General features: G+C 53.9%; 18 protein-coding genes and 3 rRNA genes. 8 read left to right on the forward strand and 13 right to left on the reverse strand.

What is annotated here, in order from left to right:
- Positions 1-19 precede the first annotated feature (19 nt).
- The gene (locus tag AAER43_RS22715) at positions 20-1,006 is read right to left on the reverse strand and encodes a serine/threonine protein kinase (protein WP_014885769.1); all 987 of its coding nucleotides are present in this window, start codon (positions 1,004-1,006) and stop codon (positions 20-22) included.
- Positions 1,007-1,081: 75 nt separating this feature from the next.
- Positions 1,082-1,351, reverse strand: coding sequence for a YihD family protein (locus AAER43_RS22720; protein ID WP_003861904.1), 270 nt, complete (start codon positions 1,349-1,351; stop codon positions 1,082-1,084).
- Positions 1,352-1,419: 68 nt separating this feature from the next.
- Here AAER43_RS22720 and mobA point away from each other — a divergent pair, with 68 nt between their 5' ends.
- Positions 1,420-2,004, forward strand: coding sequence for a molybdenum cofactor guanylyltransferase MobA (mobA, locus tag AAER43_RS22725; RefSeq protein WP_023331643.1), 585 nt, complete (start codon positions 1,420-1,422; stop codon positions 2,002-2,004).
- Positions 2,001-2,504 carry a molybdopterin-guanine dinucleotide biosynthesis protein MobB gene (gene mobB, locus AAER43_RS22730; RefSeq protein WP_050863110.1) on the forward strand — a complete coding sequence of 168 codons (504 nt, stop codon included), beginning with the start codon at positions 2,001-2,003 and terminating at the stop codon, positions 2,502-2,504. The genes mobA and mobB overlap by 4 nt, the downstream gene beginning before the upstream one ends.
- Positions 2,505-2,580: 76 nt before the next feature.
- Here the strand turns inward: mobB and rrf are convergent.
- From rrf to AAER43_RS22745, 3 genes are all read right to left on the reverse strand, one after another.
- Positions 2,581-2,696: ribosomal RNA gene (gene rrf / locus AAER43_RS22735) — 5S ribosomal RNA — on the reverse strand.
- A 64-nt stretch (positions 2,697-2,760) separates the two neighbouring features.
- Positions 2,761-5,664: ribosomal RNA gene (locus AAER43_RS22740) — 23S ribosomal RNA — on the reverse strand.
- A 208-nt stretch (positions 5,665-5,872) separates the two neighbouring features.
- Positions 5,873-7,412 (reverse strand): 16S ribosomal RNA (locus AAER43_RS22745).
- The 16S, 23S and 5S rRNA genes sit together here, the layout of an rRNA operon.
- 452 nt (positions 7,413-7,864) lie before the next feature.
- Between AAER43_RS22745 and AAER43_RS22750 the strand changes: the two genes are divergently transcribed.
- Both AAER43_RS22750 and mdtD read left to right on the forward strand, forming a co-directional pair.
- Entirely contained in the window at positions 7,865-8,572 is a 708-nt protein-coding gene (locus tag AAER43_RS22750; protein ID WP_050863391.1) for a FadR/GntR family transcriptional regulator, read from the forward strand.
- Complete coding sequence (gene mdtD / locus AAER43_RS22755) at positions 8,569-10,002, forward strand: multidrug transporter subunit MdtD (RefSeq protein WP_342702024.1); 1,434 nt, start codon at positions 8,569-8,571, stop codon at positions 10,000-10,002. Before AAER43_RS22750 ends, mdtD begins: the two co-directional genes overlap by 4 nt.
- On the opposite strand, the gene rbsR is transcribed toward mdtD, so the two are convergent.
- The 7 genes from rbsR to kup form a co-directional block, all read right to left on the reverse strand.
- The gene (rbsR, locus tag AAER43_RS22760; protein ID WP_072093845.1) at positions 9,968-10,960 is read right to left on the reverse strand and encodes a ribose operon transcriptional repressor RbsR; all 993 of its coding nucleotides are present in this window, start codon (positions 10,958-10,960) and stop codon (positions 9,968-9,970) included. The two genes, mdtD and rbsR, sit on opposite strands and share 35 nt — an antisense overlap.
- 3 nt (positions 10,961-10,963) lie before the next feature.
- Positions 10,964-11,893 (reverse strand): ribokinase, encoded by a 930-nt coding sequence (rbsK, locus tag AAER43_RS22765; protein WP_050863397.1) that lies wholly within the window; start codon positions 11,891-11,893, stop codon positions 10,964-10,966.
- Positions 11,894-11,999: 106 nt separating this feature from the next.
- The gene (gene rbsB / locus AAER43_RS22770) at positions 12,000-12,890 is read right to left on the reverse strand and encodes a ribose ABC transporter substrate-binding protein RbsB (RefSeq protein WP_014881871.1); all 891 of its coding nucleotides are present in this window, start codon (positions 12,888-12,890) and stop codon (positions 12,000-12,002) included.
- Between the two features lie 27 nt (positions 12,891-12,917).
- Entirely contained in the window at positions 12,918-13,883 is a 966-nt protein-coding gene (gene rbsC / locus AAER43_RS22775; protein WP_014881872.1) for a ribose ABC transporter permease, read from the reverse strand.
- A 4-nt stretch (positions 13,884-13,887) separates the two neighbouring features.
- Positions 13,888-15,393 (reverse strand): ribose ABC transporter ATP-binding protein RbsA, encoded by a 1,506-nt coding sequence (rbsA, locus tag AAER43_RS22780; RefSeq protein WP_023336493.1) that lies wholly within the window; start codon positions 15,391-15,393, stop codon positions 13,888-13,890.
- 7 nt (positions 15,394-15,400) lie between these two features.
- Entirely contained in the window at positions 15,401-15,820 is a 420-nt protein-coding gene (rbsD, locus tag AAER43_RS22785; protein ID WP_342702025.1) for a D-ribose pyranase, read from the reverse strand.
- Positions 15,821-16,034: 214 nt separating this feature from the next.
- On the reverse strand, positions 16,035-17,903 hold the full coding sequence (gene kup / locus AAER43_RS22790; protein WP_014881875.1) for a low affinity potassium transporter Kup: 1,869 nt from the start codon (positions 17,901-17,903) through the stop codon (positions 16,035-16,037).
- A gap of 222 nt (positions 17,904-18,125) precedes the next feature.
- Here kup and ravA point away from each other — a divergent pair, with 222 nt between their 5' ends.
- Complete coding sequence (ravA, locus tag AAER43_RS22795; RefSeq protein WP_023331650.1) at positions 18,126-19,622, forward strand: ATPase RavA; 1,497 nt, start codon at positions 18,126-18,128, stop codon at positions 19,620-19,622.
- Positions 19,616-21,067 carry an ATPase RavA stimulator ViaA gene (viaA, locus tag AAER43_RS22800; RefSeq protein ID WP_050863393.1) on the forward strand — a complete coding sequence of 484 codons (1,452 nt, stop codon included), beginning with the start codon at positions 19,616-19,618 and terminating at the stop codon, positions 21,065-21,067. Before ravA ends, viaA begins: the two co-directional genes overlap by 7 nt.
- Here viaA and asnA read toward each other — a convergent pair whose 3' ends face one another.
- Entirely contained in the window at positions 21,068-22,060 is a 993-nt protein-coding gene (gene asnA, locus AAER43_RS22805) for an aspartate--ammonia ligase (RefSeq protein WP_014881878.1), read from the reverse strand.
- Positions 22,061-22,211: 151 nt separating this feature from the next.
- Between asnA and asnC the strand changes: the two genes are divergently transcribed.
- Positions 22,212-22,670: a transcriptional regulator AsnC gene (gene asnC, locus AAER43_RS22810; protein WP_014881879.1), complete on the forward strand. Its 459-nt coding sequence runs from the start codon at positions 22,212-22,214 to the stop codon at positions 22,668-22,670.
- Positions 22,671-22,760: 90 nt separating this feature from the next.
- Positions 22,761-23,210, forward strand: a complete 450-nt coding sequence (gene mioC, locus AAER43_RS22815; protein WP_023331654.1) for an FMN-binding protein MioC — start codon at positions 22,761-22,763, stop codon at positions 23,208-23,210.
- The last annotated feature ends 358 nt before the right edge of the window (positions 23,211-23,568 follow it).

The following is a 23,568-nucleotide window of genomic DNA, read 5'->3' on the forward strand; positions in this document are numbered from 1 at the left end:
CTCTCCTGGGTGTGTCCTATTAATACATCGGCGTTAATTGCAGCGGGGGTTCCTGAAGAACCTTAACCTGCTCAGTGAATGTAGATATCTGGCTGCGCCAGTAATCTTCCCCGGTAAGCCACGGGAAATTACGGGGAAATGCGGGATCGTCCCAACGCCTGATTAACCACGCGAGATAATATACAAAACGCATCGCACGTAAAGGTTCAATCAGGGCAATTTCGTCTGAATTAAACGGGCTAAATTCTTCATAGGCTTCAATAATGGTTTCAAGCTGCATGCGTTGCTCGGCTTTGTCGCCATTCATCAGCATCCACAGGTCCTGAACCGCGGGCCCCATGCGCGCATCATCAAGATCGACAAACAGCGGGCCATCGCGCCAGAGTATATTTCCGGCGTGACAATCGCCGTGCAGGCGCAGGACGGAAATATCATCGCGCCAGCAGGTTTTTACCGCAGCAATAAGTTTATCGGTGGCGCTGAGGAAATCAGCCTTTAGCCCAGTGGGGATCAGTGCAGAGGTTTCGAATACCTGGCGCGGCTCGATAAGATATTCCTGAATACCGATCGTCGGTCGGGCTGTGAATGCCGTTTTTCTTCCCGTCTGGTGAATGCGACCCAGATAGCGGGCAACCCACTCCATTTGATCGATATTATCCGCTTCAAACTGGCGGCCACCCAGGCTTGGGAATACAGCGTAATAAAAGCCTTCATGCGTCAGCAGCGTTTGGTTGTTGAATTTTATCGGTGCGGCAACCGGGACATCGTCATCCAGCAGATCGTGAGCAAACTGATGCTCTTCCTGAATTTGTTCTGCGGTCCAACGTTCAGGCCGGTAGAACTTCACGACAAAGCGCTGACGATCCTCATCCTGAAATTGATAGACACGGTTTTCGTAGCTATTTAAAGGCGTTAACCCCGAATCCACACGAATGCCCTGTTCAAACAGGGCATCCATAATGGTATCCGGGTGTAATGTCTGGAAAGTAAAAGCCTGGTCGTTCATCCGTTCATCCGGAAATTATACGAATGATTCAGGATATCATCTTGTGGCGATTTCGGTGGCTCCGCTTACAAGCTTTTACTCTTTAATTACGCCACGGGCGCGCAGCAGCGCCGTTTTAAAATCTTCCTCATAATCCTTCTGAATACCAGGAATAACAGCATCTTTGGCAGAATCGCGCATTTTGAGGTGGTAGATCAGGATGTCATCAGAAAGGTCTGCCAGTTCGCCGTCAAAACCTGACTCTTTTGCCAGTTTCTGCAAGAATTGCATCAGATTAAGCTCTGGCTCTTTTTGCCAGGCTGGCTGGAGGAGTTCAATAACTTCATTCAGACGTTTACATTTCATGGTGGTGCTCCTTTCATTTAGAGTGACACGTTAGCAGGGTCAATCCCACAATAAAAGAGGCGATATTCGTGAATCTTAGCCAGGAAATCATTGGGGTCGTTCTGGCAGGTGGCAGAGCAACGCGGATGGGAGGGAAAGATAAGGGGCTCCAGCTCCTGAATGGCAAACCCTTATGGCAATGTGTCGCTGATACGCTCGCCGGCCAGGTGACAACCCTTGCCATCAGCGCGAACAGGCATATCGACACGTATCAGCACAGCGGGTATGCCGTGTATCAGGATAATATTGAGGATTACCCGGGGCCGCTGGCCGGTATGCTCTCAGTGATGCAGCAGTCGAACAGTGAGTGGTTTCTGTTCTGTCCCTGCGATACCCCGTTTATTCCATCCTGTCTCGTTGAGCGTCTGGTTCAGCTTCGTGGCACAGCATCCGTGGTTTGGGTACATGACGGCGAGCGCGACCATCCTGCTATTGCCTTAATGCACCGCTCGCTAGTGTCTTCTCTGGAGGCGTATCTGGCGGCGGGAGAACGCAGAGTGATGGTGTTTATGCGCCAGTCTGGCGGCCATCCTGTTGATTTTAGCGATTTCAAATCGGCTTTTGTGAACGTGAATACGAGTGAAGATTTGCAGAGGATGCAGGAGAAGAGATGATCCCCGTTTTAGCTATTTCCGCATGGAGCGGCACAGGGAAAACCACGCTGCTGAAGAAACTAATACCCGCACTGTGTGCGAAAGGTATTCGCCCCGGATTGATTAAGCATACGCACCATAACATGGATGTCGATAAACCGGGAAAAGACAGCTATGAGCTGCGTAAAGCGGGTGCCGCGCAGACAATCGTGGCAAGCAATCAGCGCTGGGCATTAATGACAGAAACGCCAGATGAGGCACCGCTGGATCTGGCTTATCTGGTCAGCCGGATGGATCATTCCAGCCTGGATCTGGTGCTGGTCGAGGGGTTTAAGCATGAGGCTGTACCTAAGATCCTGCTGTTCCGAAGCGATGCCGGGCATGATGTTAGCGAGTTAACGCTTGATGAGCATGTGATTGCGGTGGCCAGTGATGTTGTATTGCCGCTTGAGGTTCCGCTGTTGGATTTAAATGATGTGGATGGGATAGCGGAGTTTATTACGACGTGGAGTGCGGTTTGATGCCCTCTTCCTGTGGGAGAGAGAAGCCCAAAGCAAAAAACCCCGCACCTTACGGTACGGGGTTCTTCTATTTGATGCCTGGCAGTTCCCTACTCTCACATGGGGAGACCCCACACTACCATCGGCGCTACGGCGTTTCACTTCTGAGTTCGGCATGGGGTCAGGTGGGACCACCGCGCTAAAGCCGCCAGGCAAATTCTGTTATCTGTATCAGGCTGAAAATCGTCTCTCTTCGCCAAAACAGCTTCGGCGTTGTAAGGTTAAGCCTCACGGTTCATTAGTATCGGTTAGCTCAACGCATCGCTGCGCTTACACACCCGACCTATCAACGTCGTCGTCTTCAACGTTCCTTCAGGAGACTTAAAGTCTCAGGGAGAACTCATCTCGGGGCAAGTTTCGTGCTTAGATGCTTTCAGCACTTATCTCTTCCGCATTTAGCTACCGGGCAGTGCCATTGGCATGACAACCCGAACACCAGTGATGCGTCCACTCCGGTCCTCTCGTACTAGGAGCAGCCCCCCTCAATTCTCCAGCGCCCACGGCAGATAGGGACCGAACTGTCTCACGACGTTCTAAACCCAGCTCGCGTACCACTTTAAATGGCGAACAGCCATACCCTTGGGACCTACTTCAGCCCCAGGATGTGATGAGCCGACATCGAGGTGCCAAACACCGCCGTCGATATGAACTCTTGGGCGGTATCAGCCTGTTATCCCCGGAGTACCTTTTATCCGTTGAGCGATGGCCCTTCCATTCAGAACCACCGGATCACTATGACCTGCTTTCGCACCTGCTCGAGCCGTCACTCTCGCAGTCAAGCTAGCTTATGCCATTGCACTAACCTCCTGATGTCCGACCAGGATTAGCTAACCTTCGTGCTCCTCCGTTACTCTTTGGGAGGAGACCGCCCCAGTCAAACTACCCACCAGACACTGTCCGCAACCCGGATTACGGGTCTACGTTAGAACACCAGCCATTAAAGGGTGGTATTTCAAGGTCGGCTCCACGCAGACTGGCGTCCACGCTTCAAAGCCTCCCACCTATCCTACACATCAAGGACCAGTGTTCAGTGTCAAGCTATAGTAAAGGTTCACGGGGTCTTTCCGTCTTGCCGCGGGTACACTGCATCTTCACAGCGAGTTCAATTTCACTGAGTCTCGGGTGGAGACAGCCTGGCCATCATTACGCCATTCGTGCAGGTCGGAACTTACCCGACAAGGAATTTCGCTACCTTAGGACCGTTATAGTTACGGCCGCCGTTTACCGGGGCTTCGATCAAGAGCTTCGCGTTACCGCTAACCCCATCAATTAACCTTCCGGCACCGGGCAGGCGTCACACCGTATACGTCCACTTTCGTGTTTGCACAGTGCTGTGTTTTTAATAAACAGTTGCAGCCAGCTGGTATCTTCGACTGATTTCAGCTCCACCCGCAGGGGCTTCACCTACATATCAGCGTGCCTTCTCCCGAAGTTACGGCACCATTTTGCCTAGTTCCTTCACCCGAGTTCTCTCAAGCGCCTTGGTATTCTCTACCTGACCACCTGTGTCGGTTTGGGGTACGATTTCGTGTTACCTGATGCTTAGAGGCTTTTCCTGGAAGCAGGGCATTTGTTACTTCAGCACCGTAGTGCCTCGTCATCACACCTCAGCGTTAAAAGGTACCGGATTTACCTGGAACCTCCGCCTACATGCTTAAACCGGGACAACCGTCGCCCGGCTAACATAGCCTTCTCCGTCCCCCCTTCGCAGTAACACCAAGTACAGGAATATTAACCTGTTTCCCATCGACTACGCCTTTCGGCCTCGCCTTAGGGGTCGACTCACCCTGCCCCGATTAACGTTGGACAGGAACCCTTGGTCTTCCGGCGAGCGGGCTTTTCACCCGCTTTATCGTTACTTATGTCAGCATTCGCACTTCTGATACCTCCAGCAACCCTCACAGGCCACCTTCAACGGCTTACAGAACGCTCCCCTACCCAACAACACATAGTGTCGCTGCCGCAGCTTCGGTGCATGGTTTAGCCCCGTTACATCTTCCGCGCAGGCCGACTCGACCAGTGAGCTATTACGCTTTCTTTAAATGATGGCTGCTTCTAAGCCAACATCCTGGCTGTCTGTGCCTTCCCACATCGTTTCCCACTTAACCATGACTTTGGGACCTTAGCTGGCGGTCTGGGTTGTTTCCCTCTTCACGACGGACGTTAGCACCCGCCGTGTGTCTCCCGTGATAACATTCTTCGGTATTCGTAGTTTGCATCGGGTTGGTAAGCCGGGATGGCCCCCTAGCCGAAACAGTGCTCTACCCCCGAAGATGAGTTCACGAGGCGCTACCTAAATAGCTTTCGGGGAGAACCAGCTATCTCCCGGTTTGATTGGCCTTTCACCCCCAGCCACAGGTCATCCGCTAATTTTTCAACATTAGTCGGTTCGGTCCTCCAGTTAGTGTTACCCAACCTTCAACCTGCCCATGGCTAGATCACCGGGTTTCGGGTCTATACCCTGCAACTTAACGCCCAGTTAAGACTCGGTTTCCCTTCGGCTCCCCTATTCGGTTAACCTTGCTACAGAATATAAGTCGCTGACCCATTATACAAAAGGTACGCAGTCACCCCATAAAGAGGCTCCCACTGCTTGTACGTACACGGTTTCAGGTTCTTTTTCACTCCCCTCGCCGGGGTTCTTTTCGCCTTTCCCTCACGGTACTGGTTCACTATCGGTCAGTCAGGAGTATTTAGCCTTGGAGGATGGTCCCCCCATATTCAGACAGGATACCACGTGTCCCGCCCTACTCTTCGAGTTCACAACCTGTGCATTTTCGTGTACGGGACTATCACCCTGTACCGTCGGACTTTCCAGACCGTTCCACTAACACACAAGCTGATTCAGACTCCGGGCTGCTCCCCGTTCGCTCGCCGCTACTGGGGGAATCTCGGTTGATTTCTTTTCCTCGGGGTACTTAGATGTTTCAGTTCCCCCGGTTCGCCTCGTTAACCTATGTATTCAGTTAACGATAGTGTGTCGGAACACACTGGGTTTCCCCATTCGGACATCGCCGGGTCAAAGGTTCATATCACCTCGCCGGCGCTTTTCGCAGATTAGCACGTCCTTCATCGCCTCTGACTGCCAGGGCATCCACCGTGTACGCTTAGTCGCTTAACCTCACAACCCGAAGATGTTTCTTTCGATTCATCATCGGTTTGCGAAAATTTGAGAGACTCGAACACACATAACATGTGTGTCGTTTCAATTTTCAGCTTGATCCAGATTTTTAAAGAGCAAAACTTCTTAATGCACTCAAAAGTACATTCAGAAGTTCATCATTCATCAGACAATCTGTGTGAGCACTACAAAGGCAGGTTCTTTAAGGTAAGGAGGTGATCCAACCGCAGGTTCCCCTACGGTTACCTTGTTACGACTTCACCCCAGTCATGAATCACAAAGTGGTAAGCGCCCTCCCGAAGGTTAAGCTACCTACTTCTTTTGCAACCCACTCCCATGGTGTGACGGGCGGTGTGTACAAGGCCCGGGAACGTATTCACCGTAGCATTCTGATCTACGATTACTAGCGATTCCGACTTCATGGAGTCGAGTTGCAGACTCCAATCCGGACTACGACGCACTTTATGAGGTCCGCTTGCTCTCGCGAGGTCGCTTCTCTTTGTATGCGCCATTGTAGCACGTGTGTAGCCCTACTCGTAAGGGCCATGATGACTTGACGTCATCCCCACCTTCCTCCAGTTTATCACTGGCAGTCTCCTTTGAGTTCCCGGCCTAACCGCTGGCAACAAAGGATAAGGGTTGCGCTCGTTGCGGGACTTAACCCAACATTTCACAACACGAGCTGACGACAGCCATGCAGCACCTGTCTCAGAGTTCCCGAAGGCACCAAAGCATCTCTGCTAAGTTCTCTGGATGTCAAGAGTAGGTAAGGTTCTTCGCGTTGCATCGAATTAAACCACATGCTCCACCGCTTGTGCGGGCCCCCGTCAATTCATTTGAGTTTTAACCTTGCGGCCGTACTCCCCAGGCGGTCGACTTAACGCGTTAGCTCCGGAAGCCACGCCTCAAGGGCACAACCTCCAAGTCGACATCGTTTACGGCGTGGACTACCAGGGTATCTAATCCTGTTTGCTCCCCACGCTTTCGCACCTGAGCGTCAGTCTTTGTCCAGGGGGCCGCCTTCGCCACCGGTATTCCTCCAGATCTCTACGCATTTCACCGCTACACCTGGAATTCTACCCCCCTCTACAAGACTCTAGCCTGCCAGTTTCGAATGCAGTTCCCAGGTTGAGCCCGGGGATTTCACATCCGACTTGACAGACCGCCTGCGTGCGCTTTACGCCCAGTAATTCCGATTAACGCTTGCACCCTCCGTATTACCGCGGCTGCTGGCACGGAGTTAGCCGGTGCTTCTTCTGCGGGTAACGTCAATTGCTGCGGTTATTAACCACAACACCTTCCTCCCCGCTGAAAGTACTTTACAACCCGAAGGCCTTCTTCATACACGCGGCATGGCTGCATCAGGCTTGCGCCCATTGTGCAATATTCCCCACTGCTGCCTCCCGTAGGAGTCTGGACCGTGTCTCAGTTCCAGTGTGGCTGGTCATCCTCTCAGACCAGCTAGGGATCGTCGCCTAGGTGAGCCGTTACCCCACCTACTAGCTAATCCCATCTGGGCACATCTGATGGCAAGAGGCCCGAAGGTCCCCCTCTTTGGTCTTGCGACGTTATGCGGTATTAGCTACCGTTTCCAGTAGTTATCCCCCTCCATCAGGCAGTTTCCCAGACATTACTCACCCGTCCGCCACTCGTCACCCGAGAGCAAGCTCTCTGTGCTACCGTTCGACTTGCATGTGTTAGGCCTGCCGCCAGCGTTCAATCTGAGCCATGATCAAACTCTTCAATTTAAGTTTGATGCTCGTGAATTAAACTTCGTAATGAATTACGTATGTTCACTCAGAGACTTGGTATTCATTTTTCGTCTTGCGACGTTAAGAATCCATGTCACTTTGAGTGCCCACACAGATTGTCTGATAAATTGTTAAAGAGCAGTGCCGCTTCGTTTTCGCTGCGGCGCGGGGTGTGCATATTACGCTTTCCCGCTTCAGAGTCAAGCGTTTATTTTGCTTTTCTCTGCTGACCCGGCGGCGTGTGTGCCGTTGTTCCGTGTCAGTGGAGGCGCATTATAGGGAGTTATTTCACAGTGACAAGAGGAAATTTAAAAAAAGTTTCCGTCCGTGTTTTTTTTCACCAATAGCGGTGAAATCAAGCTACAAATTGTTCTATTTGATGTATCTACAACCACAATCACATTCGAGGTGGCATAATTATCAGCATGAAACATTAAGGAATAAACGCGATGCCATTAAGCGCACAACAGCTGGCCGCCCAAAAAAACCTCTCCTATGTGCTGGCAGAAAAGCTGGCGCAGCGGATTTTAGCGGGAAAATATGCCCCGGGCAGCATCCTGCCGGGTGAAATGGAGTTGGGCGAGCAGTTTGGGGTGAGCCGTACCGCCGTTCGTGAAGCGGTGAAAACCCTGACGGCAAAAGGGATGGTTCTCCCGCGCCCGCGCATTGGTACGCGCGTGATGCCGCAGAGTAACTGGAATTTTCTCGATCAGGAGCTGCTCTCCTGGTGGATGACAGAAGATAACTTTCATCAGGTGGTCGATCACTTCCTCGTGATGCGTAGCAGCCTTGAACCCCAGGCCTGCCTGCTTGCCGCCACGCTCGGAACAGCAGAGCAGAAAGCGCAACTTAACGCGTTGATGGAAGAAATGGTATACCTGAAAAAACACTTCAACCGGGAACGCTGGGTTGAGGTCGATATGGCCTGGCATGAACATATCTATATGATGAGCGCCAATCCCTTCCTGACCTCCTTTGCCTCGTTATTCCATTCGGTGTACCACACCTACTTTTCCTCTATTACACAAGACGAAGTGGTAAAGCTGGATTTGCATCAGGCGATAGTGGATGCCATTCAGGAGAGCGACGGGCAGCTAGCCCTGAGTGCGTGCCAGGCATTGCTGGCCGCGCCAACCCACCAGCAGGTAGATAAATGACAAAGAAAAAAGCGCGCAGCATGGCCGGATTGCCGTGGATTGCAGCCATGGCGTTCTTTATGCAGGCACTGGATGCCACCATCCTCAACACAGCGCTTCCCGCTATTGCACAAAGCCTCAACCGCTCCCCGCTGGCAATGCAGTCCGCCATCATCAGCTATACCCTGACGGTGGCGATGCTGATCCCGGTAAGCGGCTGGCTGGCTGACCGCTTCGGTACCCGCAGAGTTTTCATGCTGGCCGTAACGCTCTTTACCCTGGGTTCGCTGGCCTGCGCGCTCTCCACTTCCTTAACAGAGCTGGTTATCTTCCGCGTGTTACAGGGCATTGGCGGCGCGATGATGATGCCCGTGGCGCGCCTGGCATTGCTGCGTGCCTACCCACGCAGCGAGCTGCTTCCCGTGCTCAACTTAGTCACCATGCCGGGCCTCGTCGGCCCGATACTGGGCCCGGTACTCGGCGGCGTGTTTGTGACCTGGGCAAGCTGGCACTGGATCTTCCTGATTAATATCCCGATTGGTGTGGCAGGGCTGTTCTACGCTCGCAAATATATGCCCAACTTCACCACGCCAAGACGCAGCTTCGATATGGGCGGATTTTTCCTGTTTGGTCTAAGCCTGGTGCTGTTCTCCAGCGGGATGGAGCTGTTTGGTGAGAAAATCGTTGAAACGTGGCTGGCATTGGCCGTCATCCTCAGCGGTATTCTGCTTTTCCTTCTTTATATACGTCATGCGCGTCGCCACCCGACACCGCTTATCTCTTTATCGCTGTTTAACACCCGGACCTTCTCCGTCGGGATTGCAGGAAACATAGCTTCACGCCTGGGGACAGGATGCGTACCGTTCCTGATGCCATTGATGTTGCAGGTAGGTTTTGGCTATCCGGCCCTGATTGCCGGCTGCATGATGGCGCCCACGGCAATGGGTTCAATTCTGGCAAAATCAACCGTGACGCAGGTACTGCGCTGGTTTGGCTATCGTAAGACGCTGGTTGGCGTGACGGTCTTTATCGGCCTGATGATTGCGCAATTCTCTCTGCAATCCGCCTCTCTTCCCGTCTGGATGCTGATCCTGCCGTTGTTTGTGCTGGGCATGGCAATGTCGACGCAGTTTACGTCGATGAACACCATTACCCTTGCCGATTTGACTGACGAGAATGCCAGTAGCGGCAACAGCGTGCTGGCGGTAACGCAGCAGCTGTCGATCAGTTTAGGGGTGGCGGTAAGTGCAGCAGTGCTGCGCTTTTATGAGGGTTTTGACAGCGCGAATACCGTTGAGCAGTTCCACTATACCTTTATTACGATGGGCGCACTCACGGTGGTATCGGCGCTGGTCTTTATGCTGTTAAAACCGAAAGACGGCCGAAACCTGATCAAAGAGCGCCACAAAGCAAAGGCTAAACCGAACCCCGTTCCATCAGAACAGGAGTAAGCTGCAGACGTTGCTGTTGCAGCGTGGGCTGCGCCATTCGGTGGATCAACACATCAATGGCCAGCTCACCCAGTTCATCTTTCGGCTGATGAATGGTGGTCAGCGGCGGCGTCATGTAGCGCGCCAGTTCGATATCATCGTAGCCAATGATCGCCATATCGTCCGGAACGCGTAACCCCGCCTGATACAACGCCTGATAAGCACCAAATGCCATCGCATCGTTACCGATAAATACCGCCTGCGGACGCGGCTCTTGCATCAGCAATGTCTGCATCGCCTCAAAGCCGCCGTTAAATTCGAAATCACCGGTGATCCGGTAGCCGTCAGGGATGGAAAGACCCGCGCGTTCCATCGCCGAGAGATAACCTTCCAGACGCAAGCGCGCCGGGGTTTTATCCAGCGGGCCGGTAATGCAGGCGATGCGGGTATAACCTTTATCGATCAGATGCTGAGTTGCCATGTCGCCGCCCAGCAGGGAATTATCCTGAATCAGATCGCTGGTCCCATCGAACGGCGCCCAGTCCATCATCACCGTAGGAATTGAAGGGTAGCGCTGGATAATCTCTTTCGACGGTTGATGGGTTTCGGTACAGAGCAGCAATAACCCGTCGACGCGTTTTTGCATCAGCGTTTCCAGGTTACGGTTCATGCGCTGTTCGTCACCCTCGGTATTGCACAGCACCAGACTGTAGCCACGCTCGAAGCAGCTGCGCTCTACGCCGCGAACAAGTTCAGAATAAAAAGGGTTGGTACTGGCGGTGATCAGCATACCGATGGTGCGCGTCTGGTTAAGCTTAAGGCTGCGCGCCAGCGCCGACGGCGCATAGTTGAGATCTTTTACTGCGGCTTCGACTTTCTCCCGAATCGCCTCGCTAACGAAACGATCGTTATTAATAACGTGAGAGACAGTCGAAGTAGAAACGCCCGCCATGCGGGCGACATCTTTCATCGTAGCCAAGCGTTACCCCTGCTGACTTAAGAATTCATCGATCTCTTTGCGCCACGGTACGGAAGGCTGTGCCCCTTTACGCGTCACCGCAATTGCGGCGGCAGCATGCGCAAAGCGGATCGCATCATCCATCACTTTGCCTTCCAGCAGCGCCGTCACCAGCGCACCGTTAAAGGTATCGCCTGCGGCAATCGTATCAATGGCTTTAACCCTGAAGCCCGGCACGCGACGCCCTTCGCCGTTTACGCTTGCCCACACCCCACGGCTACCAAGAGTAATGATAACGGTCCCGATGCCCTTTTCATGCAACACTTTCGCCGCACGCGCGGCATCATCATCATTTTCAACACGAATGCCCGTCAGCTTTTCCGCTTCGGTTTCGTTTGGCGTAATGATGTCCACCAGCGCCAACAACTCGTCTGATAATACACGGGCTGGAGCAGGGTTAAGTACGACAGTGGTATGATTTTCATGCGCAATTTTGGCGGCGGCCAGCACGCTTTCAACCGGTGACTCCAGCTGCATCAGCAGGGCTTCGGCTCCACCGATGAGTGCTCGTTGCGCTTCTACGCGCGCCGTCGTCAGCGCAGCGTTAGCACCCGCATGAATACCGATGACATTCTCACCTTCAGCGTTGACGAAAATCAGCGCCACGCCGGTAGACTCCCCCGTAACAACGCTGAGCGGCGCGATATCAATATTATCGCTGGCCAGCTGTTTACGTACGCGCTCACCGGTATCGTCATCACCCGTGCAGGCGATAAAGGCAATATTCGCCCCACTGCGTCCGGCGGCGACGGCCTGGTTTGCGCCCTTACCGCCAAATGCTACCTGGTACTGATTACCCGTGACGGTTTCGCCCGGTGCAGGGAATGATTCAAGGTTAAGAATGTGATCGGCATTGATACTGCCAAGGACGACGAGGTTACCTGCGGTTTTCATGGTTGGATTGTCCATCTGAGAGCGCCACCGGTGTTACCCGGTGGCGTATGCCACACTTTTCTTTGTTGGTGTCCCTCAGGCAGCCAGCGACTGCCTGATTCGCCTTTTACTGCTTGATGACCAGCTTCAGGTCAACAGGGTATTTGGCCTGAACTTTTTCGCCCTTCAGCACTTTGTCGGCAGTTTGTACGCCAGTCGCGCCAATCTGCTCAGGCAGCTGAGCGATGGTCGCAGCCAGTTTGCCATCATTTACCGCTTTTTCACCATCCGGCGTACCGTCAAATCCGACAACCATCACATCAGATTTACCTGCAGTCTGCAGGGCACGCAGCGCACCCAGCGCCATTTCATCGTTCTGTGCAAACACAGCCTGCACGTCAGGATGTGCGGTCAGTAGGTTCTGCATAACGTTCAGACCTTTAGTACGGTCGAAGTCTGCTGGCTGGCTCGCCAGGACGTTGAATTTGTGTGCAGCAACAGCCTGCTGGAAGCCTTCGCCACGCTCACGCGCTGCGGACGTCCCGGCAATCCCCTGCAGTTCGATGACTTTGGCGCCTTCACCGGCTTTCTTCGCAATGTAATCACCGGCGATTTTACCGCCCAGCACGTTATCAGACGCGATGTGGCTGACTACATCGCCTTTGTTCGCCTGACGGTCCAGCGTGATCACCGGAATTTTCGCCTGGTTTGCCATTTTAACGGCGTTACCTACGGCGTCAGAATCAGTTGGGTTGATCAGCAGGATTTTGGTGCCACGAACGGTTAAGTCCTGAACGTTCGCCAGCTCTTTCGCCGGGTTGTTCTGAGAATCCAGCACGACCAGGTTGTAACCCAGCTTGTCAGCTTCTTTCTGCGCACCATCCTTCAGGGAGACGAAGAACGGGTTGTTCAGGGTAGAGACAACCAGCGCGATGGTGTCTTTCGCCATGGCGTTAGCACTTACGGTTGCGCTCAGCGCGACTGCGGAAACCAGGGTAGCCAGTTTTTTCATGTTCATATCTAAGATGTCCTGTAGTGTCGTCAGTTACTGTTTTTTGTTGTCTACCAGTACCGCCAGCAAAATCACCACTGCCTTAACGATCATCTGGTAATAGGAGGAAACACCTAACAAATTCAAACCATTATTCAGGAAACCGAGGATCAGTGCGCCGATCAATGTCCCAACAATGCGACCTTTACCGCCCGCCAGACTCGTACCGCCCAGAACCACCGCCGCGATGGCATCCAGTTCATAGCCCGTACCCGCCGTTGGCTGCGCAGAAGAAAGACGCGCCACTTCGATGATGCCCGCCAGAGAGGCCAGCAGGCCGCACAGGGAGTAAACGATAATTTTGACTTTATTGACGCTAATACCGGACAGACGCGTTGCCGCTTCGTTACCGCCCAGCGCATAAATGTAACGACCCAGACGAGTGTGATGCAGCATGTACCACGCCGCCAGGAAGACGATAGCCATGATCCAGACCGGCGTCGGGACGCCCAGCGGACGGCCAATACCGAACCAGCCAAAAAGATCGGCATTATCCGTAAATCCGGTATTGACCGGGCTACCGTTGGTGTAGACCATGGTCACACCACGCAGCAGCAGCATCATGACCAGCGTGGCGATAAACGCCTGAACACGCCCTTTTGCCACGATTACGCCGGTTACAGCGCCAATCGCCGCGCCTGCTGCCAGTGCAGCGGCAACCGCCACCAGCGCGTTGACTTCAATCCCGACAAGCGAAGCGGCGATCGCACCGGTGAGCGCCAGCAGGGAACCGACGGACAGATCGATACCCGAGGTCAAAATCACCAGCGTCATCCCGACCGCCATAATGGCGTTCACAGACGTCTGCTGCAGAATGTTGAAGAGGTTATTAACGGTGAAGAAATTCGGGCTCATGGTCGACACAATCGCGATCAGCACCAGCAGGGCAATCAGCGATTTTTGTTCCATCAACCATGCCTTTGTGAAATAGCGGCGACCAGAAACAGCCTGGGTAGTCATCTTCTTACTCCTGATTCACGCGATTAAGCTTGCCCACAGCGGCAGCCATCAGAACTTCCTGGGTGGCCTGCTCGCGAGTGAATTCACCGCCGAGATGCCCTTCATGCATGACGATAATGCGATCGCTCATGCCTAATACTTCTGGCATCTCGGAAGAGACCAGAATGATGCTCAGCCCGTCGGCCTTGAACTGGTTAATCAGCTGATAGATCTCTTTCTTTGCGCCCACGTCTACGCCGCGGGTTGGCTCGTCGAGGATCAAGACTTTCGGGCGCGTCATCAGCCCGCGGGCAATCGCCACTTTCTGCTGATTACCACCGGACAACAGGCCAATCGCCTGCTCCATTGACGGCGTTTTGACGTTAAAAAGACGGATAAAATCACTGACCGCCTGCTGCTCGTCTTTATGCTTAAGGCTGCCGCCGCTGCGGCTGAAATAGCGCAGCGCGGTAAGCGACATGTTCTCTTTTACCGACATGCCCAGCACTAAACCGTCGCGCTTGCGGTCTTCAGAGATATAGACGATACCGTTCGCCAGTCCATCCTGCGGAGAGCGCGTCACCACTTCATGACCGTCGAGGGTGACATAACCGCTGGTGCGCGGCAGTGCGCCGTAGAGCACTTTCATCAGTTCGGTACGTCCCGCGCCCATCAGACCCGCGACACCGAGGATCTCACCCTGGCGCAGGGTAAAGGTCACATCGTGAACGCCCGGACCGCAGAGGTTATCCACCTTCAGGCGGATCTCACCCGGTGCTTTATCCAGACGCGGATACTGATCTTCCAGCTTACGTCCCACCATCATTTCGATGAGCGTATCTTCGGTCAGCGTCGCCACTTCGCGCTCGGCAATAAACTGCCCGTCGCGGAAGACGGTGACGTCATCGCAAATCTCGAAGATCTCTTTCATGCGGTGAGAAATATAGACAATCCCACGTCCCTGCGATTTCAGCTCGCGGATCACGCGGAACAGGGATTCGGTTTCGGTATCAGTCAGAGCGTCGGTCGGCTCATCCATGATGATGACTTTGGATTCAAAGCTCAGCACCTTCGCGATTTCCACCATCTGCTGATCGCCGATGGAGAGCTCGCCTACCAGACGGTCGCTCTTAAAGCGCAGGTTCAGCTTCGCGAGCAGCTTGTCCGCTTCGGCGTACATGGTTTTCCAGTCGATTTTGCCAAACCGGTTCACAAACTCACGGCCGAGGAAGATGTTCTCCGCAATGGTGAGCTGCGGGATCAGGTTTAGCTCCTGGTGGATGATACCGATACCCGCTTCCTGAGAAGATTTCGGGCCGTTAAAGGTGGTCTCTTTACCCAGCCAGAGCAGCGAACCGGCATCACGCTGGTAGATCCCGGTCAGCACTTTCATCATGGTGGATTTGCCCGCACCGTTTTCGCCCACCAGCGCCATCACGCGACCGGAGTAGACATTCAGCGCCGCACCGGAGAGGGCTTTTACGCCCGGGAACGATTTATCGATCCCCTTGAGTTGCAGTAATGCGTCCATGATGGCCTCAGAAGGTGACGCCAGCACAGAGAATGATATTCGCATACGGGGAACACTCCCCGCTGCGAATCACCGCCTGACTGTCTGCGGTTTGTTGTTTGAACTGCTCGTGCGTTGTGTAACGAATTTCTATGGTGTTTCCCTGGTGTTGTTGCAGTTGCTCAATAAACTTAAGCAACGTTTCGTGGAGTTGCGGATTATGTTGTTTGATTTCCGCCGCGAGAATGGCCGCCTCAACCTGCATCTCCGACGTCACCACATCCAGTACCTGCATAAACGAAGGAACTCCCTGCGTTAACGCCATATCAATACGGGTTGTGCTGCGCGGAGCCGGTAAGCCTGCATCGCAAACCACCAGCGTATCGGTATGACCAAGACGGGAAATGACCGATGAGATTTCTGAGTTGAGAACTGTGCCTTTCTTCATTTTCTGCTCCACTAGCGAAACGTTTCGCTAAAAAGAGTGTAGCCGCAAGAGTGTTCAGAAAACCATCATGGCGTAACAGATTTGTGATCAACGTCGAAACGTTTCGCTAAGTGAAACATGAGGGGGGAAATTGCCCGGCGGCGCTTCGCTTGCACGGGCCTACGGGTTGGGTAGGCCGGGTAAGCGCAGCGTCACCCGGCATTTTCAGAAGGACTTAAATCTCGACCTGCGTTCCGAGCTCAATCACGCGGTTAGGCGGGATCTCAAACTGGTCAGGCGCACGCAGGGCGTTACGCTGCAGGATAAGATAAAGCTTACCGCGCAGGCGCAGATACCAGGGACGCTTGCCGATAATCAGCGACTCGTGCGACATAAAGAACGACGTCTCCATCATCCGGCAGCTTAGCCCTTCAAGACCGCAGCGGTGGAACACCTCTTCCACATTTGGCGTTTCGCGCCAGCCGTAACTCGCCACCACGCGCCAGAATGTCGGGGACAGCTGCTCGATTTGCACGCGACGCACGTTGTGAACGTACGGCGCATCTTCGGTACGCAACGTCAGCAGGATCACGCGCTCGTGCAGAACCTTGTTGTGCTTGAGGTTATGCATCAGCGCGAACGGGATGACGTTCAGGGCACGAGACATATACACCGCCGTTCCCGGCACGCGCACCGGCGGGGATTTCTCCAGGGAAGCGATCATCGCCTCCAGAGAGTTACCGTGCTCATGCATACGACGCAGCAGACGGAAGCGCTCGCTCTTCCACGTGGTCATCACGATGAACATCACCAGACCCAGCGTCAGCGGCAGCCAGCCGCCGGAGACAATCTTGTCGAGGTTCGCAGAGAACAACGGCACGTCGATGCACAGGAAGCCCACCAGAATCATTGCCACAAGGAATTTATTCCAGTGCCAGTTTCGGTACGCCACGGTGGTGGAAAGAAGCGATGTCAGCACCATCGTACCGGTTACCGCAATACCGTACGCCGCCGCCAGGTTACTGGAGTGCTCAAAGCTAACGATAACAATCACAACCGCGAAATAGAGCAGCCAGTTAACGAACGGAATGTAGATCTGACCCGACTCCATCTCAGAAGTATGGATGATGCGCATTGGCGAGAGATACCCCAGACGCACGGCCTGGCGCGTCAGAGAGAACACCCCCGAAATCACCGCCTGAGAAGCAATGACGGTCGCCAGCGTCGCCAGAATCAGCATCGGTACCAGCGCCCAGTCAGGCGCCAGCAGGAAGAACGGGTTCTTAATCGCTTCCGGGTTCTTGAGCAGCAGCGCGCCCTGACCGAAGTAGTTCAGCACCAGCGACGGCAGCACCACAATAAACCATGCCACACGGATAGGCAGTTTCCCGAAGTGACCCATATCGGCATACAACGCCTCAACGCCAGTGATGGAGAGCACGACCGCGCCAAGCGCCACGAAGGAGACAACTTTATATTCAAGGAAGAAATGCACGGCCCAGTAAGGATTCAGGGCATGCAGCACTTCAGGGTTAGCAATAATGCTGCGCAAACCGAGGGCCGCGAGGATCAGGAACCAGGCCAGCATAATCGGCGCAAACAGTTTACCCACCAGCCCGGTACCGTGCTTCTGGATCGCAAACAGCAGCGTTAATACGATTATCGCCAGCGGAACCACCCACGTATCAAGCTGTGGCGCAATAATCTCCAGGCCCTCAATCGCCGAGAGGACCGAAATGGCGGGTGTGATAACCACCTCTCCGTAGAAGAAACTGCCGCCGATCAGGCCGATAATCACCAGCACGGACGTCATTCTGGCGGAGGTGTTGCGCCCGGCAAGGGACATCAGGGTCAGGATCCCGCCTTCGCCCGCGTTATCTGCACGCATAACGAAGGAGAGATATTTAACAGAAACAACCAGGATCAGCAGCCAGAAGATGAGTGACAAGAAGCCAAACACGGCATCACGCTCAACACCAAAGCCAAACTGGCCGGACAGACATTCACGAAGCGTATAAAGCGGGCTGGTACCGATATCACCGTAGACAACCCCGATCGCAGCAAGCGTTATTGCGGGTAATGATTGCTTATTATCAGTGCTCATAGACTAGTCTTTTCGTTTAAATAACAAATGTGTTCCCGGTCCCTTGGCCCACAAAAAGCGCACAGTATGCACGATTCGTTGCAAAATCGAACCCCTAAATGCAACCGCATTAATGTAGCGCAAAGAAAATTGCGCCGCACTTCAGCCTATTACCAGCTCTGACTGAAACGTCTATACTCGCTTCAATTGGCCGCCACGACGGCGAAAGGATGCAAAACTATTATGGCTCACTCACATTTATTAGCAGAAAGAATTTCCCGCCTCAGCAGTGCGCTAGAGAAAGGCCTTTTCGAGCGTAGCCACGCCATTCGCCTTTGCTTACTGGCAGCGTTGAGCGGTGAAAGCGTGTTTCTGCTGGGTCCGCCGGGCATTGCGAAAAGCCTGATCGCACGCCGCCTGAAGTTCGCTTTTCAGAATGCTCGCGCCTTTGAATATCTCATGACGCGCTTCTCCACCCCCGAAGAGGTTTTCGGTCCGCTCTCTATTCAGGCCCTCAAAGACGAGGGGCGTTATGAGCGTCTGACGGCGGGTTATCTTCCGGAAGCAGAAATTGTCTTTCTCGATGAGATCTGGAAAGCAGGCCCGGCAATTCTGAACACCCTGCTCACGGCGATTAACGAACGCCGGTTTCGCAACGGGGCCAGCGAAGAGAAAATCCCCATGCGTCTGCTGGTGGCCGCGTCAAACGAACTGCCCGAAGCCGACAGCAGCCTGGAAGCGCTGTATGACCGTATGCTGATCCGCCTGTGGCTCGATAAAGTCCAGGACAAGTCAAACTTCCGCTCTATGCTGGTCAGCCAGCAGGATGAGAACGAAAACCCGGTGGCGGCTTCTTTGCAGGTGACGGACGAGGAGTATTACCAGTGGCAGGAAGAGATCGGCAAAATCAAACTGCCCGATGCCGTTTTTGAACTGATCTTCATGCTGCGCCAGCAGCTTGATTTACTTCCTTCCGCACCGTATGTCTCGGACCGTCGCTGGAAAAAGGCGATTCGTCTGCTCCAGGCAAGCGCCCTGTTCAGCGGTCGTGATGCCGTCGCGCCCATCGATCTGATCCTGCTGAAAGACTGCCTCTGGCACGACGCAGAAGGCATGAACCTGATGCAGCAGCAGCTGGACGTATTGATGACCGGACACGCATGGGGGCAGCAGGCGATGCTCAACCAGCTGGGGGCGATTACTCAACGCCGCATCCAGCTCCAACAGCAGCAAAGTGATAAAACGGCGCTGAAAGTCAATCGTCTGGGCGGTATGTTCGCCCGCAAACCGCATTACGAGCTCCCCGCCGATCTGACCGGTACGACGCTAACGCTGCTGCTCCAGCAGCCGCTCAAACTGCATGATATGCAGGTGGTACACATTACGGTTGAGCGCGAGGCGCTATCTCAGTGGCTCGACAAAGGCGGTGAGATCCGCGGAAAACTCAACGGCATCGGTTTCGCGCAGCCGCTCACGATGGAAGTAGACAGCAGCCAGCACCTGGTAATCCGCGACGTCAGCCTGCAGGGCTCGCGTCTTGCGCTTCCTGGCACCGCTTCTGACAGCGTGCCGGAAGAAATCAAACAGCAGCTGGACGCCCTGGATACCGAATGGCACCAGCAGCACACCCGCTTTAGCGAGCAGCAAAAATGCCTCTTTATTCATAGCGACTGGTTAGGTCGCATCGAAGCCAGCCTGCAGGATGTCAGCGCGCAGATCAAACAGGCGCGTCAATGCTAACGCTGGACACGCTCAACGTGATGCTGGCGGTCAGCGAGGAAGGGTTGATCGAGGAGGTGGTGATTACCCTTCTGGCGTCGCCACAGCTGGCGGCGTTTTTTGAAAAATTCCCGAAGCTCAAAAAGGCGATGACCGACGATCTTCCGCGCTGGCGAGATAATCTGCGACAGCGATTCAAAGAGACTGAAGTTCCGCCGGAACTGACGGAGGAAGTCGCGGCCTATCAACAGTGTCAACGGCTCTCCACGACGCAGTTTATCGTCCAGCTCCCACAAACCCTGGCAGTACTCGATAACGTCCACTCTCCGTTTGCCAGCCAGGCCCGGGCGCTGGTCACGGATAACGCCACCTTTACCCCCGCACTGCATACTCTCTTTTTACAACGCTGGCGCCTCAGTCTGGTGGTTCAGGCCACAACGTTAAACCAGCAGTTGCTGGATGAAGAACGTGAACAGCTGCTCAGTGAAGTTCAGGAACGCATGACCTTAAGCGGTCAGCTTGAGCAGGTGCTGGTGGAAAATGAAAACGCCGCAGGACGTCTCTGGGACATGAGTGCCGGTCAGCTCAAACGCGGAGATTACCAGTTGATCGTCAAATACGGCGATTTTCTGGCGCAGCAGCCGGAATTGATGAAGGTTGCTGAACAGCTGGGGCGCTCAAGGGAGGCAAAATCGGTTCCAAAGAAGGATGCCCCGATGGAAACCTTCCGCACCCTGGTGCGTGAACCGGCAACCGTGCCAGAACAGGTCGACGGGCTCCAGCAGAGCGATGACATTCTGCGCCTGCTGCCCACCGAACTGAGCACGCTGGGAATGACCGAGCTGGAGTATGAGTTCTACCGTCGGCTGGTGGAAAAACAGCTTCTTACCTACCGGCTGCACGGCGAAGCGTGGCGCGAGAAACTTAGCCAGCGTCCGGTCGTCCACCAGGATTTTGATGAACAGCCGCGCGGGCCGTTTATTGTTTGTGTGGATACCTCCGGTTCGATGGGCGGATTTAACGAACAGTGTGCAAAAGCGTTTTGCCTGGCACTGATGCGCGTGGCGCTCGCCGACCGCCGTCGCTGCTTCATCATGCTCTTCTCCAGCGAAGTCGTGGGTTATGAGCTGACGAACCAGCAGGGAATAGAGCAGGCAATCCGTTTTTTAAGCCAGCGTTTTCGCGGGGGCACTGACCTGGCCAGCTGCTTTCGCAGCATCGTTGAGCGGATGCAGGGGGGTGACTGGTACGACGCCGATGCGGTCGTCATTTCCGATTTTATCGCCCAGCGACTGCCGGATGATGTGGTTAATAAAGTGAAGGAGTTACAGCGGGTGCATCAGCACCGTTTTCACGCCGTCGCGATGTCCGCTCATGGAAAACCCGGCATCATGCGCATCTTCGATCATATCTGGCGCTTTGATACCGGGTTGCGTAGCCGCCTGCTCAGACGCTGGCAGCGTTAATTAAAGAAGAGATCCCACGCTGTCACGCACCTGCTGCGGCCAGACGCCGCACTGTACCTGACCAATATGCGGCAGTTGCAGCAGCAGCATGGTCAGACGGGACTGGCCGATCCCTCCCCCGATGGTCTGCGGCATTTCGCCGCGCAGCAACGCCTGGTGCCACTCTAATTTGAGACGATCTTCGTCACCGGTCACCGCCAGCTGGCGTTTCAGCGCGTCGGCATCCACGCGGATCCCCATAGAGGAGAGCTCAAATGCATCTTCCAGTACCGGGTTCCAGACCAGGATATCGCCGTTCAGCCCGGCATAGTCGTGCTCACCCGCGGTGCTCCAGTCATCATAATCCGGCGCACGGACGTCGTGGCGTTTGCCATCAGAGAGTTTGCCGCCAATGCCGATCAGGAATACTGCACCCAACTCTTTCGCGATCGCACGTTCACGGCCTTTGGCATCAAGATCCGGGAAACGGCTCAACAGTGCCTGGCTATGAACAAAGTGGATCGTTTCCGGCAGGAACGGTGCCAGACCAAACTCTTTGCTCACGGCCGCTTCAGTCGCTTTGATCCCGGCGTAGATCGCCTCAACGGTGGATTTCAGCGTGCCAAGGTGACGCTCGCCATCACCCATCACGCGCTCCCAGTCCCACTGGTCAACGTAAACAGAGTGAATAGGTGAAAGGCGGTCTTCATCGGGGCGAAGGGCTTTCATGTGCGTGTAAAGCCCTTCGCCCGCGCTGAAGTCGTGTTGTCCCAGGGTTTGACGCTTCCACTTCGCCAGGGAATGAACCACTTCGAACTGGGCATCTGGCAGTGTTTTCACTTTCACCTGTACCGCTTTTTCGCATCCAGACAAGTTATCCTGCGTCCCGTCGCCCACCCGGCTCAGAATTGGTGCCTGAACCTCAATCAGCCCAAGCTTCTCTTCCAGCTGGCGGGAAAAATGGGATTTAACGAAACTGATCTGGCGTTGTTTTGCGATGTAAGCGGTTTTCATTATTTATACTCCTGCGTCCTGTTGGTAATGATTAAGCAACAGAACCGGCACTTAATTCAATAACTCAACAACAAAAAGCCGACTTCACTTTTGAATCGATAAAATATGACGCTAGAATAGAAAGAATCATCAATCTTCATAAGAAAAAGCTATGGAAAATTATCAGATCGACAATCTCGACCGCGGCATCCTCGAGGCGTTAATGGCCAATGCCCGTACCGCCTACGCCGAACTGGCGAAACAGTTTGGTGTCAGCCCGGGAACCATTCACGTTCGCGTAGAGAAAATGAAGCAGGCGGGGATCATTACCGGCGCGCGCATTGACGTCAGCCCGAAGCAGCTGGGCTACGACGTCTGCTGCTTTATCGGCATCATTCTTAAAAGCGCAAAAGACTATCCTTCCGCCCTGGCCAGGCTCAATGCGCTGGATGAGGTCACCGAGGCGTACTACACCACGGGGCACTACAGCATCTTTATAAAAGTGATGTGCCGATCCATCGATGCCCTCCAGCAGGTACTTATCAACAAGATCCAAACAATTGATGAAATTCAGTCCACCGAGACACTGATCTCCCTGCAAAACCCGATCATGCGTACCATCCGCCCATGATCGGGCAAATTCATTCCCACATTTTCCACAGGTAGATCCCAGCTCGTTCACAGCGTACAATATCTCCCTCTTTATCTGAGCGAGCGATCAATGGCGGACATTACCCTTATCAGCGGCAGCACCCTCGGTGGTGCGGAATATGTAGCGGAACATCTGGCTGAGAAGCTGGAAGATGCGGGCTTTTCAACACAAACCCTGCACGGACCGCTGCTTGAAGATCTCCCGACTGACGGGGTCTGGCTGCTGATCACCTCCACGCATGGCGCGGGCGATCTGCCGGATAACCTGCAACCTTTATATGACGAACTGCAGGAACAGCAGCCTGACCTCTCAAAGGTCCGTTTTGGCGCTGTGGGGATCGGCAGTCGTGAATATGACACCTTTTGCGGGGCAATAGAGAAAGTCGAAGCTGTTGTCACCTCTTGCGGAGCAAAACAGCTGGGTGAAACACTCAAGATCAACATCCTCGATCATGATATTCCGGAGGATCCGGCCGAGATCTGGTTGGGTGAATGGAAAAATTTACTCAAAAACGATTAAAGATCGCGCGATCAGATGTGGATAACTCTGGTTAAAAGCTCGTATTAACCCGTAGTTATCCAAAGAACAACTGTTGTATCGTTTTTAGCCTGTGTATAAAGTCGCGATCTGATCCCAGCTTATACGGTCCAGGATCACCGATCATTCACAGCAAACGATCCTTCCTAACTGCATGATCTTATTTGCCGGATCGGACTTATCCACACAAGTACGCGATCCTAATAAGAGATCACAATAGAACAGATCTCTAAATAAAAAGATCTTCTTTTTAATAGCCCAGGATCCCAATGCTTTCTCGAAAGACTAAAGTTGAGTAGAATCCACGGCCCGGGCTTCAATCCATTTTCATACCGCTTTA

Source organism: Enterobacter sp. FUJ80071 (genome assembly GCF_038739915.1).
Lineage (GTDB): Bacteria > Pseudomonadota > Gammaproteobacteria > Enterobacterales > Enterobacteriaceae > Enterobacter > Enterobacter kobei.